This is a genomic window from Arthrobacter sp. FW306-04-A, assembly GCF_044358315.1.
GTDB lineage: Bacteria > Actinomycetota > Actinomycetes > Actinomycetales > Micrococcaceae > Arthrobacter.
In genome coordinates this window covers 2,555,298-2,569,686 of sequence record NZ_CP084559.1, presented here as the reverse complement: position 1 = coordinate 2,569,686, position 14,389 = coordinate 2,555,298, and the positions used below count along the sequence as shown (strand labels likewise).

General features: G+C 63.5%; 11 protein-coding genes. 6 read left to right on the top strand and 5 right to left on the bottom strand.

Going from position 1 to position 14,389, the window contains the following annotated elements; translation table 11 throughout:
* Positions 1 to 63 precede the first annotated feature (63 nt).
* Positions 64 to 570 (bottom strand): DUF2004 domain-containing protein, encoded by a 507-nt coding sequence (locus tag LFT43_RS11765; protein WP_395796981.1) that lies wholly within the window; start codon positions 568 to 570, stop codon positions 64 to 66.
* Between the two features lie 51 nt (positions 571 to 621).
* Positions 622 to 1,599, bottom strand: coding sequence for a LysR family transcriptional regulator (locus tag LFT43_RS11760; protein WP_395796979.1), 978 nt, complete (start codon positions 1,597 to 1,599; stop codon positions 622 to 624).
* Positions 1,600 to 2,096: 497 nt separating this feature from the next.
* Here LFT43_RS11760 and nrdH point away from each other — a divergent pair, with 497 nt between their 5' ends.
* From nrdH to nrdF, 4 genes are all read left to right on the top strand, one after another.
* Positions 2,097 to 2,339 carry a glutaredoxin-like protein NrdH gene (gene nrdH, locus LFT43_RS11755; protein ID WP_395796977.1) on the top strand — a complete coding sequence of 81 codons (243 nt, stop codon included), beginning with the start codon at positions 2,097 to 2,099 and terminating at the stop codon, positions 2,337 to 2,339.
* A gap of 56 nt (positions 2,340 to 2,395) precedes the next feature.
* Entirely contained in the window at positions 2,396 to 2,866 is a 471-nt protein-coding gene (gene nrdI, locus LFT43_RS11750) for a class Ib ribonucleoside-diphosphate reductase assembly flavoprotein NrdI (RefSeq protein WP_395796974.1), read from the top strand.
* An 11-nt stretch (positions 2,867 to 2,877) separates the two neighbouring features.
* On the top strand, positions 2,878 to 5,025 hold the full coding sequence (gene nrdE, locus LFT43_RS11745; RefSeq protein WP_395803034.1) for a class 1b ribonucleoside-diphosphate reductase subunit alpha: 2,148 nt from the start codon (positions 2,878 to 2,880) through the stop codon (positions 5,023 to 5,025).
* A gap of 118 nt (positions 5,026 to 5,143) precedes the next feature.
* Positions 5,144 to 6,118 carry a class 1b ribonucleoside-diphosphate reductase subunit beta gene (gene nrdF / locus LFT43_RS11740; protein ID WP_345040995.1) on the top strand — a complete coding sequence of 325 codons (975 nt, stop codon included), beginning with the start codon at positions 5,144 to 5,146 and terminating at the stop codon, positions 6,116 to 6,118.
* A gap of 232 nt (positions 6,119 to 6,350) precedes the next feature.
* On the opposite strand, the gene LFT43_RS11735 is transcribed toward nrdF, so the two are convergent.
* The 3 genes from LFT43_RS11735 to LFT43_RS11725 form a co-directional block, all read right to left on the bottom strand.
* Positions 6,351 to 8,036 (bottom strand): DUF222 domain-containing protein, encoded by a 1,686-nt coding sequence (locus LFT43_RS11735; RefSeq protein ID WP_395796972.1) that lies wholly within the window; start codon positions 8,034 to 8,036, stop codon positions 6,351 to 6,353.
* 327 nt (positions 8,037 to 8,363) lie between these two features.
* Positions 8,364 to 11,477 carry a PAS domain S-box protein gene (locus LFT43_RS11730; protein ID WP_395796970.1) on the bottom strand — a complete coding sequence of 1,038 codons (3,114 nt, stop codon included), beginning with the start codon at positions 11,475 to 11,477 and terminating at the stop codon, positions 8,364 to 8,366.
* A 209-nt stretch (positions 11,478 to 11,686) separates the two neighbouring features.
* A complete protein-coding gene (locus LFT43_RS11725; protein WP_395796969.1) occupies positions 11,687 to 12,577 on the bottom strand; it encodes a ribonuclease Z in 891 nt (296 codons plus the stop codon).
* Between the two features lie 115 nt (positions 12,578 to 12,692).
* Between LFT43_RS11725 and LFT43_RS11720 the strand changes: the two genes are divergently transcribed.
* Both LFT43_RS11720 and LFT43_RS11715 read left to right on the top strand, forming a co-directional pair.
* Positions 12,693 to 13,682 carry a dienelactone hydrolase family protein gene (locus LFT43_RS11720; RefSeq protein ID WP_395796967.1) on the top strand — a complete coding sequence of 330 codons (990 nt, stop codon included), beginning with the start codon at positions 12,693 to 12,695 and terminating at the stop codon, positions 13,680 to 13,682.
* A 28-nt stretch (positions 13,683 to 13,710) separates the two neighbouring features.
* Complete coding sequence (locus LFT43_RS11715) at positions 13,711 to 14,364, top strand: DNA alkylation repair protein (RefSeq protein ID WP_395796965.1); 654 nt, start codon at positions 13,711 to 13,713, stop codon at positions 14,362 to 14,364.
* The last annotated feature ends 25 nt before the right edge of the window (positions 14,365 to 14,389 follow it).

Here is a 14,389-nt window from a genome sequence, read left to right as displayed (position 1 = left end):
CGGCCGGTCGCCTCGAAAGGTGACCGGCCGCCGTCGTTGTTAATCATCGGTTGGAACCGATTCTCAGGACTCCCAGAGGATTTCGTCGTCCACTACGCCGTCCTCGTCTGCCGCGACCACCAGGAGTTCGTCGGTGAAGTGCGAGCCCAAGGTGAAATCGAGGACGAAGTAGCGCTCTGGTTGGCCCGGGTAGATCGCCACATGGCCAAGCTTGAGGGCCTTGAGGAAGACGTCTTTGGTGAGCTGCGCCTTGTCTCGGACGCCGAACACCGCCTCCAGCTGCTCTTCCTTGAGCTGCGTGGAGTGGAAGTGGAGGAACTGCTGGGAGTTGGTGCCGTCCTGGTCCAGCTCCTCGGCAATCATGTCCCGGACCTGGTCCACCAACTCGGGGAGGTAGCCCAGGCGGTAGTCCACCTTGTGGAGTGCCTTCTCGTCGAAGTGGTCATGTGCCGTGACGTTCAAGTCCAGTTCGAGGGGATTTCCGGCGAGCTCGTGCGAAGCCACGTAACAGTGCTCCCGCCCGTGGTTGAGCTCGATTTCCCCAAAATGTTTGCTCGCTACCTTGCTCATGTCTTCAAGATAGTCCCAAACAAGCGGCGTGTTCCAGCATCTTGGAAGATTTCAGGCGCGTGGTTTGGGCGTTGACTTTTGGGTCACTTTGGGCGTAGTCGCGGTGGCGCCGGCCCGGACTGCTGCAGTGCTCCCGCGAAGCGTGTCGGCCAGCAGTTCCGTGAAAAGCTGCACTTGCGCGGTGCGCTTTTCGTTGATGAGCAGGGCGAACACGTTGCGGGCAAGCCGGATGTCCGGCACGTCCAGAACCACGACGCCGGGAGGCCGGTGCCGCAGTGCCAGTTCCGGTACCAGCGCGGCGCCGAGGCCCGCGGCAGCCATCTCGAGGCTGGCGTGGAAGTCGTCGCTGTAGGCGACGACGCGCGGGTGCAGATTGCAGCTGGCAAACAGCCGTTCGATCACGACGGCGTCGCTGGTGCCCGGGTGGTGGATGATCCAAGGCATGTCGGAGAGTTGCGAGGCCTGCATTTCGGCTTCTTCCCGGATACCCCAGGACGCGGGGAGCACCACCCGGAAGTCGTCGTCGCCGATCCACTGCCGTTCCAAGGTGTGTGGCCACGCGAGCCCGGACTGGCCCACCTGGTATACGAGCGCCAGATCCAGTTCGCCGCCGCTGCGTAGGCCTTGGATGGTCTGGGCAGGCTCGGCCACCCACACGCGCAGTTCGATGCCAAGTTTGTTCCAGCGCGGGTTCCGCAGGATGTCCGGCAGCACGTAGGTGGCCAGGCTCGGGAAGATGCCAAGCCGCAGTTCCTGGGCGGGGGAGTCCGTGCTCCGCGATGCGGCCGCCAACAGGGTCTCGACGTCGGTGAGGACCTTGGACGCATGGCGCACCATGGTGAGGGCGGCTTCGGTGGGAACCACACTGCGTGCGGAACGGTGGAAGAGTTCGACGCCGGTGTCCCGTTCCAGCGCTGCCATCTGTTGGGATACGGCCGACGCGGTATAGCCGAGCCGCGTGGCGGCGGCCGCGAAGGAGCCAAGTCGGGTGACCTCAAGCAGCGTCCGCAGGTGGAGAAGGTTGACCATCAGTGATCCTTAGGCTCGATGCCGGCCGAAATCCGTGCCCAGCCAGCATAGCTGTGTGAATTCCGTCTCCGCTCCTGCTGTTGCTGTGCCTGCCTGGCCCTTTGGAGTGTGGCGGGCGACTCATGAAACAGGGTTTGCAGGATGCCGCGACACGCCGGGATCCACGCGACACGCGGACGATTAAATGTGGCTAAGTAGTCCACAGGGTGTGGATTACGTCTCCGGATTTGGCGGATTCACGGACATTTTTACCCCCTTTGCCTGTGGACTACCGGTGCGTAAAATGACATACTTGTAATACATCATCTTGGGGTTCCGCTGAGGCGCTTGCACTACATGTAGTATCGATTTACGGATTGAGCGGGAAACCAGCACAAGACATGAATAGAGCGTTTGGCTGCCTTGGCGGCCAGTGGGCCAGCATCGGAGTCGGAACCAGTTCCGGTCGGGGCCTGCCAATACGAAGAGCAAAGACTTCAACAAAGGGGACAGGGATCATGACTGTTACGGTTTACACGAAACCGGCCTGTGTTCAGTGCAACGCAACGTACCGTGCACTCGACAAGAAGGGCATCGCCTACCAGAGCGTTGACATCTCCCAGGATGCCGAGGCCCTCGAGCGCCTGAAGGCCCTTGGATACATGCAGGCTCCCGTCGTGGTGACCGAGCGGGACCACTGGTCAGGATTCCGTCCGGACAAGATCGAAGAGCTGGCACTGGCTGCCGCTTCTGTGGCCTAGTTTTTCAGGACTCCGCCACAACAACAAAGTATTCCAATGTAGTCGAGGTGACTCCCATGGCAGCGCTGGCAACAGCACTTGCTCAAGCAACGGCTGAGGCTGTCAGCACGCGGAGTCACCTGATCTACTTTTCCTCCACATCTGAGAACACCAAGCGCTTCGTCCAGAAGCTCGGCGTCGACGCGGCACGCATCCCGCTCCATGCCAAGGACGCGCCGCTGCTCGCACTGGAACCCTTCGTCCTTGTGCTGCCCACCTATGGCGGTACGAATGGCGAAGGATCGGTGCCCAAGCAAGTCATCAGGTTTCTGAACAACCCGCAGAACAGGGAACTGATCCGCGGCGTAATCGGAGCAGGAAACACCAACTTCGCGGAAAACTACTGCATGGCGGGAGACATCATCGCCACCAAATGCCGGGTTCCGCTTCTTTATCGATTCGAACTCATGGGGACTCCGGAAGATGTTGACCGGGTCAATCAAGGATTGGAAAAGTTTTGGACACGACTGTCGCAGATACAGAAGTAACCAAGGGCGCTATGGACGCCGCCAAGGTCAAGAAGCCATTGCCGGAGGCCTACAAGGGCCTTGGCTACCATGAGCTCAACGCCATGTTGAACCTCTACGGTCCGAACGGAGAAATCCAGTTCGACGCCGACCGTGAGGCCGCGCACCAGTACTTCCTGCAGCACGTGAACAACAACACCGTTTTCTTCCACGACCTGGAAGAGAAGCTGGACTACCTGGTCAAGAACCAGTACTACGAGCGCGAGACGCTCGATCAGTACACGATGAACTTCATCCGTGACTTGTTCAACCGCGCCTACAAGAAGAAGTTCCGCTTCGAGACTTTCCTTGGCGCCTTCAAGTTCTACACCTCCTACACGCTGAAGACGTTCGACGGCAAGCGTTTCCTGGAGCGCTACGAGGACCGCGTTTGCATGGTCGCCTTGCACCTTGCCCGCGGCAACGAGGAACTTGCCAGCCGCCTTGTCGATGAAATCATCGACGGCCGTTTCCAGCCCGCCACGCCCACCTTCCTCAACGCCGGCAAGGCCCAGCGCGGCGAATTGGTCTCCTGCTTTCTGTTGCGCATCGAAGACAACATGGAATCGATCGCCCGCGGCATCAACTCGGCGCTGCAGCTATCCAAGCGCGGCGGCGGCGTGGCCCTCTCGCTGACCAACATCCGTGAGCACGGCGCCCCGATCAAGCAGATCGAGAACCAGTCCTCGGGCGTCATCCCGGTCATGAAGCTCCTCGAAGACAGCTTCTCCTACGCCAACCAGCTCGGTGCCCGCCAGGGTGCGGGTGCCGTGTACCTGCACGCCCACCACCCGGACATCTACCGCTTCCTGGACACCAAGCGTGAAAACGCCGACGAGAAGATCCGCATCAAGACGCTGTCCCTCGGCGTCGTGGTCCCGGACATCACGTTCGAGCTGGCCAAGAAGAACGAGGACATGTACCTCTTCTCCCCGTACGACGTCGAACGCGTCTACGGCGTCCCGTTCTCCGACATCTCGGTCACCGAGAAGTACTACGAGATGGTGGACGACTCCCGGATCAAGAAGACCAAGATCAGCGCCCGCGAGTTCTTCCAGACCCTTGCGGAGATCCAGTTCGAGTCCGGCTACCCGTACATCATGTTCGAGGACACCGTGAACCGGGCCAACCCGATCGCCGGCAAGATCACCATGAGCAACCTGTGCTCGGAGATCCTGCAGGTTTCCACGCCGTCCATCTACGCCGAGGACCTTAGCTACGAGACGGTCGGCAAGGACATCTCCTGCAACCTTGGTTCGATGAACATCGCCAAGACCATGGATTCCCCGGACTTCGGCCTGTCGATCGAGACGTCCATCCGTGCCCTCAGCGCGGTGTCGGACATGTCCTACATCAACTCGGTGCCGTCCATCGCGCAGGGCAACGCCCAGAGCCACGCAATTGGCCTTGGCCAAATGAACCTGCACGGCTACCTTGCCCGCGAGCATGTCCACTACGGTTCCGAAGAGGGCCTGGACTTCACCAACATCTACTTCTACACGGTGCTGTTCCATGCACTGCGTGCCTCGAACCGGTTGGCCATCGAGACCGGCCAGTCCTTCGGGGGCTTCGAGAACTCCACGTACGCAAGCGGCGAGTTCTTCAACAAGTACACCGAGCAGGAATGGGCCCCGGAAACTGAGCGCGTTCGCGAGCTCTTCGCCGGCATCCACATCCCCACCCAGGATGACTGGCGTGAGCTGAAGGCCTCGGTCATGGAGCACGGCATCTACAACCAGAACCTGCAGGCCGTACCGCCCACGGGTTCCATCAGCTACATCAACAACTCGACATCGTCGATCCACCCGGTGGCCGCCAAGATCGAAATCCGCAAGGAAGGCAAGATCGGCCGCGTCTACTACCCGGCTCCGTACCTCGACAACGACAACCTGGAGTACTACCAGGACGCCTACGAGATCGGCTACGAGAAGATCATCGACACCTACGCGGCCGCCACGCAGCATGTGGACCAGGGCCTGTCCCTGACCCTGTTCTTCAAGGACACCGCCACCACGCGTGACATCAACAAGGCGCAGATCTACGCATGGCGCAAGGGCATCAAGACGCTCTACTACATTCGCCTCCGCCAGCTCGCGCTGGAAGGGACCGAAGTTGAGGGCTGCGTTTCCTGCATGCTGTAACTGATAACGGTTGTTTATTTGCGGCAGCCGCCGCGCCTCAAAACTGAAGAGCACGACGCCGGGTGAGCGCCCGGCGTCGTACGCTTACCTTAAAGAACACATACGTTAAGGGGACGAAATGACCGAGAAGGTCAAGCTGCTTAGCCACGTCGAAGCGATCAACTGGAACCGCATCCAGGATGACAAGGACGTGGAGGTCTGGAACCGCCTGGTCAACAACTTCTGGCTGCCGGAGAAGGTGCCGCTGTCCAACGACGTCCAGTCCTGGCACACCCTGACCCCGGACGAGCAGCAGCTCACCATGCGCGTCTTCACGGGCCTGACCCTGTTGGACACCATCCAGGGCACCGTAGGCGCCGTGTCCCTGATTCCGGATGCCATCACCCCGCATGAAGAGGCCGTGTACACCAACATCGCCTTCATGGAGTCGGTGCACGCGAAGTCCTACTCGTCGATTTTCTCGACCCTGTGCTCCACCAAGGAGATTGACGACGCCTTCCGCTGGTCCCTCGAGAATGAGAACCTGCAGAAGAAGGCCCAGATCGTCATGGACTACTACCGGGGCGACGATCCCCTCAAGCGCAAGGTCGCTTCCACGCTGCTGGAATCGTTCCTGTTCTACTCCGGCTTCTACCTTCCGATGTATTGGTCTTCCCGTGCCAAGCTGACGAACACGGCAGACCTCATCCGACTGATCATCCGCGACGAAGCCGTGCACGGTTACTACATCGGCTACAAGTTCCAGAAGGGCCTGGAAAAGGTCTCCGAGGAACGGCGCCAGGAAATCAAGGACTACACGTTCGAGCTGCTGTTCGAGCTGTACGAAAACGAAGTCCAGTACACCCACGACCTTTACGACGGCGTCGGCCTGGCCGAGGACGTCAAGAAGTTCCTGCACTACAACGCCAACAAGGCCCTCATGAACCTCGGCTACGAGGCCATGTTCCCGGCTTCCGTCACCGACGTGAACCCGGCCATCCTGTCGGCCCTGTCACCTAATGCTGATGAGAACCACGACTTCTTCTCGGGCTCGGGTTCGAGCTATGTGATTGGCAAGGCTGTAAATACTGAGGATGAGGACTGGGAGTTCTAGGGCGGCGGCTGCTAGCTGCAACTCGTCCCGCATCAGATTGAGGTCAAGCTGGCCGGTTTGTCCGTTCGTTCATGCGGACATGCCGGCCAGCTTTCTTGTGCCGTAGTCGAAGAGCCCTAAGAATCACGTCTGACCGTTGTTCTCGTCCGCTGTGTCATCGTCGCCCAGAACTGAGGCGTGGCCACCCTGCGCCCTCATAGGAGCATCTGGAGGCGTGGAACCTGCGTCTCTTTCACGGGGTGTTAGTCGATCGGGCGCTTTGGATCGCGCCGCATTCGGGGAAGGGGTCGCTCATGAGAGCCGACTCGCCCGGATCGTCGGTGTCGTCGGCGGCGGGCCAGGGGTGTGCGGCCGTGAAGGAGTGCCAGTCCGGGAAGGGATCCGGGGGCAGTTGCGGTTCGGGGTGTGCGGGCGGCTCTTGGTCCGGTCGGGTGTCGGTGTTCCTGTCCGTGTCCGTGATCGGTGGGTGGTGTGGCCAGCGGGGTGGTTCCCAGTCCTGGTGTTCGCCGGGGTAGTGCCGTTGTGACGGTGATATCCATCCCGGGGGATGGTCCTTGCCGGCCGGGGTGGGTTTCCATCCGCTCCGGTGTTTGAGGCGGTGGTGTTTGGGGCAGGGCTGGCCCAGGTTGGAGATGCCGGTGGTGCCTCCGTCGGCCCAGGCCAGGAGGTGGTCGGCGTCGTTGTCCAGGGAGTGGTTGTTGCAGCCGGGGAAGGGGCACTTGCCGTCGCGGAGCCTAAGCCATTGACGCTGGGCCTTGGTGAGGCGGTAGCTGGTCCGTCCGATTTCCAGCGGGGCGCCGTCGCGGGGGTCGGTCAGGACGTGGTGGAAGGAGTCGGCGCCGTCGGTGATCAGGCGGCGGGCCATGGACGGCGGGATCGGCCCGTACCCGTCCAGCATGGCCGGTTCGTCCGTGGCGCCCAGAAGGGACAGCACCGGGGCGGTGATCAGGACCTGCGCCCCCGGGGACGGGACGCACCCTGCCCGCCCCGCTCCGGCCCCGCCCGCTCCCGTGCCGCCGGTGGCCGTGCCGCCGGTGGCCGTGCCGCCGGTGAGCGTCCCGTCGGGCATTCCGGTGGTGGTGTTGGTGAGGAGCCAGGTGGCGGTGGTGTCGGCGCGGAGCTGGGCGAGGGTCCGGGACTCGTCCGGGCCTTGGAGGGCGCGGGCGGCGGCGGTGATCCGTGCCCAGATCCCGGCAGCGGTGTCTGCGGGGAGGTGGGCGGAGAGCCATGCCATGCCGTCACGATCCGGGAGGTAGTCGACCCGCCGGTCCCCGGCTCGTTGGGCGTGGCGTTCTTCGATGCCGACGGGGTGGTGGCGTTCGCGCCAGGTGCGTGCCTTGGCCCGGAACCGGGACGGGACGAGGTCCCCGTCCGGGCACCCCCGGGCGGGGTTCGGCGCGTGGGGGTCCAGGAAGTGGGCCTCGAGGGCGGCTGCCGCGGCGGGGTCCAGGCCGCCGGTTTCTTCGACGATGATCCGGGCGTGCTGCCAGGAGATCGTCCCGGACCCAAGGGCCGTCAGGGTCAGCGGCAGCGCGGTGGTCAGGGCCTGGCATTCGGACAGGAAGGCCCCGGCGGTCCGTTCGCTGACGGTCAGGACACAGGCGACCTCGGCGATCAGGGCTAGCTCCTGGGCGGTGCGGTCCTGCGGTGAGGACGCCGGTGACGCCAGGGACCTGGCTGCGTGAACGTAGTCCGCGGCGAGCGTCGCCTTCAGCGCGGCGGTCCTGGCTTCCAACCGGGCCACTTCGGCCAGGCCGTCCAGGCAATCATCGGCCAGAGTCCTGAGCGGATCGGTGCTTTCGGAGGAATCAGCGTCCTGGGTGAAGGCGGTCAGCACGGCAACGGACGCGGCAACGGCCTCCACGGCCGCCCTGCTGTCTGCGCTGTTGTCCGCGCTCCAAGCTGTCCCTCGATCCATACCCACAGCATCGCAGGAGGCACCGACAATTTGGGGGCCGTCGCCGGGATGGGTGCCGATGGGCAGACACCTGACCGGCGCCCGGGCGGCGGACGGAGCCTTCCCACAAAATGGGGGGCCGGCGGCGTCTGGGGTAGAGAGCCCCGAGCCCCGGGCTCCAGGGACCCTCCCGCCGTCGGCCCCGTCCAACGCCGGTCCCGGAGGGCCGGCCTGTCTGTCTCAAGCCGCGGATGTGTTCCTGTATTAATTCAACATCTTTCCCGGCTCTGAGGCACGAGTGCCGCCTACTCGTTTTCCAGGTACAGCCGGCCAAACACGCGGGCAGCCCTACGTATGCAACGCGTTCCCCAACTCTTTGTCCACCCGTGCCAGCTCGGCAAGAAGCCGGGCCAGCAGCTCGGTACCGGATTGGCCACGGTTCTTGCGCCCCAGATCCTCCAATTCCTGGCACAGGGATGCAGCACCGGTGGCCCCGATGCTGGCGGCGGCGCCCTTGAGTGTGTGGGCGGCTTGTTCGAGTGCGGCCCCGCCGCCATCCTCCAATGCCTGCTGAAGGGCGGCGACGCTGGTGGGGACGCCGCGCCGGAAGGCTCCGGCAGCTGCGGGCAAGAGACCACTCCCGTCCCCCGGACCCAATTCACGAAGAACCGCGAGGCGTTCCGGATCAACAGCCGGCGCTTCGGCTTCGGGGGTTACCCCGCGGGGAACCCACCGCTTCAGGGCTTCATCCAGGGCAACCAGGTTGACTGGTTTGCTGAGGTAGTCGTCCATGCCGGCAGACAGGCAGCGCTCTCGGTCTTCGTCCTGGGCTCCGGCGGTCATGGCGATGATGGGCAGGCGCCCGGAGCGGCTCTCCTGTGCCCGAATGCTCCGGGTGGCTTCGAAGCCGTCCATGACGGGCATGTGGCAATCCATGAGCACAGCCGCATAGGAGTGGGCGGCGATAGCGGAGACAGCCTCGGCGCCATCGGCAACCACCTCTGCTTGGTAGCCGAGTTTGGCAACCATTTCGCAGGCGACGAGCTGGTTGACTTCATTGTCCTCCACCACAAGGATCCGGCCCCGGGAAGGCCTGTCCGGCATCGGAGGCCGCGCCGGTGAGGACGCTGGCTCGCTCGCCGGGTTGCCCGCCACCAGTCGCATAAGACGGTCGTAGAGTTCGGAGCCGCGTACGGGTTTCGTGAGCCATTCGCTGATTCCCGCCTCAGTCATATCGGCCTTGGATACCTGGGACGCGGACGTCAGCATCATGAGGCGGACTCCCCGCAGCGCGGGATCGCTGTGGAGTGCGTGAGCAAGCTCGAGGCCGTCCATGTCCGGCATGCACATGTCCAGCACTGCGACGTCGAAGGGTTGCCCGGCGGCGGCTGCCGTCCGTGACCGGTCGAGGGCTGTGTGCGCGTCGGCCACCGCGTCCGGCCGCAGTCCCCACGTGTTCAACTGCGATTCCAACACGAACCTATTGGTGGCATTGTCGTCGACCACCAGCACACGCAGGCCCGTCAGCAGGCCCGGGACCGGAGCTGCGGCAAGGCGCCCGCGTTCCTTAGCTAGCGGCAATCGGATAGAGAACCAGAACGTGCTTCCCTCTCCCGGGGTACTGGTCACACCGATATCCCCGCCCATCACTTCCGTCAGACGCCGGCATATGGCCAATCCCAGCCCGGTTCCACCGTACCGACGCGTGGTGGAGGCGTCCGCTTGGGAGAACGAATCGAACAAGCGCAGATGATCCGCGGTATCGATACCGATACCGGTATCACTGACCTCGAACCGCACTAGCGCGGTTCTTCCGTCCTGGTCCGCGACGTTCACCCGGATCGCGACCTCACCGGACGCGGTGAACTTTACGGCGTTCGAAGCCAGGTTCAGCAGGATCTGCCGGATCCGGCCTGCATCACCGGCTAGCTGTGCGGGAACATCGGGATGGCAGTACGCGATGAGTTCCAGGCCTTTGCCCTGTGCGGCTTCGGCCAGGAGCGCTGCAACTTCCTCCATCAGGTACTGCGGATCGAAGGAGGTGATGTCCAGGTCGATTTTCCCAGCTTCCAACTTCGAGAAATCGAGGATGTCGTTAATCAGGGTCAACAAGGCTCCGGCAGCCGTCTGAACCCCTTCGGCGTACTTCCGTTGCGCTTCATCCAAAGGTGTGTCCAGCAGAAGCGTAGTCAGGCCCATGACTCCGTTCATAGGTGTGCGGATCTCGTGGCTCACCGTCGCCAGGAACTCGGACTTCAACCTGCTCGATTCCAAGGCAGCCTCCCGGGCAGCCCGTAACTCGGCTTCAGCGGCCCGCCGCGCGGTGATGTCCTGTCCGATGGTCGCAATTCCGATGACTCCGTGTTCGCCGCGGATCGGGGAGACCGTCAAGGACACGGGCACGATGGACCCGTCCTTTCGCACCCGGTCTGTCTCGAAGCTACGGGGCTGTCCGCCATTCAGGACAGCGGCCAGCACCTCGTCCTCCGCCTGGAGGTGGTCCGGAATGAGGAGCCGGACGTTCTGCCCGGTCGCCTCAGCGGCAGTGTATCCGTAAAGCTTTTCGGCACCAGGGTTCCAGCTGGCGATGCGGCCCTCGGGAGTCATACCAATGATCGCGTCAGCCGAGGACTCAACGATGGCGGCCAGACCCTCCACTTGGGCGAGCGCCTCCCGCGCCTGGTCCCGGGCGAGCTGGCGGGAAGTAACGTCGCGGAAACTCCAGACCCGTCCCACGATCTCATCCCCGACCAGTTGGGGCCGGGAATACCGCTCAAACGTCCGCCCGTCACGGAATTCCAACATATCCAGGCTCTCCGCCCCTGGATCGGCGTAGAGTTCCTGGACCTTGCCTATGAAGCCGTCGGGATCCGTGAGCTGATCCAGGACGAAAGCCAACAGCCTGCCGTCGTCGTGGGACTCCAGGAGGTCCGCGGGGATGCCCCACAGTACGGCGAACCGCTCGTTCGCGCCCGCAATTGTCCCGTCTGCCGCGACAACCAGAATGCCGTCCGCTGTGGACTCCAGGGTGGCACTGAGTAAAGAGAGTGCATCACGGAGTTCCGCCTCAACGCGGCCGCGGTCACTTACTTCGCGGATGGAGGCGACGAGCTGCATGCCGGGTCCGACGCCGAGGGGAGCGAAGCTGACCTCAATGGGAAACTCGCTGCCGTCACGGTTACGGCCGAACAGTTTCAGTTCAGTCCCCGCCCGGCGTATGCCCGGATTGCCGGCAAAGAGGTCTCGGATGGTGCCACCGCGGCCCTTGAACCGCGCCGGAAGCAGCATTTCATAGTGCTTTCCAAGCAGTTGGCTACGCGAATAGCCGAAGAGTTGCTCTGTGTAGGCATTGCCGAACGTGATCTGCCCGTCCTCGTCGATCACCAGCAATGCGTCGGGTACTGCCTCAACGAGGCCCATATAAGAGCCGACGCGATCCAGTGGCCGCATTTCGTTTGTCATTTCGGCCCCCAGAGCTGAATAGATGACAAGCCCGCCCACATCCGCGGACGCCTGGGTGTGCCGGTGTGGCCCTCCCCACGGACAGATTATCCGGGAACCGACCCGAAAGCATCACAAAATTGCCATGTACTTCCGACGCCGTCGCGAGCCGCCGTACGTCGCAGCCCGGTTCCCTCAGCGGTGCCGAAGATCTGCTTTGCCCGCGCTTTTCACATCCACCGCTGCCGCTTCGGGAAGGGGATCCGGTCCAGGTCGTTTGCGGCCACGACGACGGCCCCGCCGGACCGCGTCCGTGCCTGCTCCTCGAGCAGGCTGACGTCCGTGTAACGTGACGAGAAGTGGGTAAGAATGAGCATGCCCGCTTCGGCGGTGGCAGCCAACGCCCCCGCCTGCCCAGCGGTGAGGTGGCGGTATTGCGCGGCGAGGTCGCCGTCGTCGTCGCTGAAAGTGGACTCAGCCACGAGAAGGTCGGCACCCTCGGCAAGTTCCTCAGCGCCTGCGCATGGCGCCGTGTCCATCACGAAGGCGAAGCGCTGTCCGGGCCTAGGCACGCTCACGTCTTCCAAGCGCACGCCGCCCAGACTCCCGTCCTGCTGCAGGAGGCTGACATCCGATCCGGTAATCCCGGCCGCCGCAAGCCGCTCCGGCAGGAGGCTGCGGCCGTCGGGCTCGACAACCCTATAGCCGCATGTCTCGATTCGATGGAGTAGCGGGCGCACCTCTACTCCTGCGGCGATAGGCCCGGCGCCCCCGTGCGGATGAAGCCGAAGGTCGATCCCGGGACTGGCAACGGCCACGAGGGCGCGGATCATGTCCTCGCCGGACGCGGGATAGTGCAAGTGGATTGGACGCTCCACACGGTCCAGGGCCATGCGCGAAAGCACGCCCGGCAGCCCGAAACAGTGGTCGCCGTGGACATGGGTAACACAGATACGCGTGATCTGGCTGGCCGAGACACCAGCCTGGATCATCTGCCGCTGCGTACCTTCTCCGGGGTCGAAGAGCAAGCCCTCGCCATCCCAATGGAGCACATATCCGTTGTGGTTGCGGGTCCTGGTCGGGACCTGGGAGGCGGTGCCGAGAACCACAAATTCACGCATGGAACTGAGTGTCTCATTACTTGGCGGCTACACCCATCATCTTGCGCGCGGCGTAGTGCCCTTGCCGGGTGAAGGTCTTGGGAGGAAGATATGCGGCAAACTCAGGAGGCCTTTCGTGACGCAGCTTGGCAAATTTGAGAAGTACCTAGTCGAGGAATTCTTCGACGACTACCGTGCCGGAGACATGTCCCACGGTGCGTTCGTTCGTCGGGTGGCCTTCATTACCGGGAGCATGGCCGCGGCTTCTTCAGCGATGCTGCAGCTCGGCTGTACAACCGACGAAATCCCGCGTACCACGGACCCGATGCCAAGTCCCAGGGCTTCGTCAGACCGGCTGCCGGGGGACGCGGACTCAGGCGGGGTAGCCGGAGGGCTAGTTCCGGGGGCGAAGAGTCCGCTCTCCGTCCCGGAAGGCGCGTCCGGCTTGGTGACGGCCACCGTACGGTTCCCCGCCGCCGGGACCGAGATCAGCGCCTACCTCGCCAGGCCTGAGGGGGCCGATGCGGGGCCGGCGGTGCTCGTCTGCCACGAGAACCGCGGACTTACCCCGCATATCCAGGACGTGGCGCGCCGTTTTGCCAGGGCCGGATATGTCGCCTTGGCGCCGGATCTCCTGAGCCGGGAGGGAGGTACGCCGAGCCTGGATGCCGACGCCGTCCCCGGAGCGCTGACGCGGGCAGGGGCCGAGCGACACGTTTCAGACTTTTCCGCGGGTTTCGACTACCTCCGGTCATTGGATTTCGTGGACGGCGAGCGGATCGCGATGAACGGCTACTGCTTCGGCGGCGGCATCACCTGGCAGGCCGCGACCGGGATACCCCGACTGAAAGCCACAGCGGCTTTCTATGGCCCCGCACCCGACCTGGAAAAGGTTCCGTCCATCAAACCGGCCGTCTTTGGCGTCTATGCCGAACTCGACCAGCGCATCACCGGCGCAATGCCTGCACTTCGGGATGCGCTCGCAGCCACCGAGGTTCGCCACAAGCTCACTGTCTATCCCGGCGTCGACCACGCCTTCCACAACGACACGAGCCAGCGTTACAACCAAACCCAGGCCACTGCAGCCTGGCAGGACACGCTTTCGTGGTTCGGTGAGTACGTCTGACCAGACACTATTGCGAAAGAATGTTCGCATGAGTGACCCGGGTGAGTTCATCGATGAGGCGCTACGCCGTGAGAGCTCTTGGATCCGTGCAGAGGAGGCGCAGACGCGCCTGGGAAAAGGGCTCCGCTACTACGGAACCTCGATCGGTGCCATCCGTGGAACGGTCCGCGACACCCTCCGCCGCTACGCGCAACTCACGCATGATGAGGTCACCGCCTTGAGCTCGGAATTGTGGGAGCCTGCCATTTTCGAGCGCCGGTTCGCGGCAATCGTCTTGCTGCAGTCCAACGTCCATCTGCTGACGAATACCGACCTGACGCGTCTTGAGGGTTTTGTCCGTGAAGGAAGGCTGCGCGAACTGGTCGATCCGCTAGCGGTAGACGTGATCGGACCTTTGATTGCCGGGCTGGAAGGGCAGGCCAGGGCGCGGGCGGGCAGCGTTCTGGATCGTTGGGTGCGGGAGCGTGACGAGTGGCTGTGCCGCGCCGCCCTGATGTCACCGCTGAGGGAGCTCCGTGCCGGCGGAGGCGACTGGGACGCTTTTGTACGCCACGCCACGACGGGGCTCGACGCCGCTCAAGCGGGCGGTGAAGCGGAGGTTATCAGGGAGGCGATTTCCGCCGTGCTGGCCGAGGTTTCCAAGCGCCGGCCAGAGCTGCAATTCCCCTCGTCAGTCGCCTGACCCGTTTACCCGAGCGCCTGCGCCA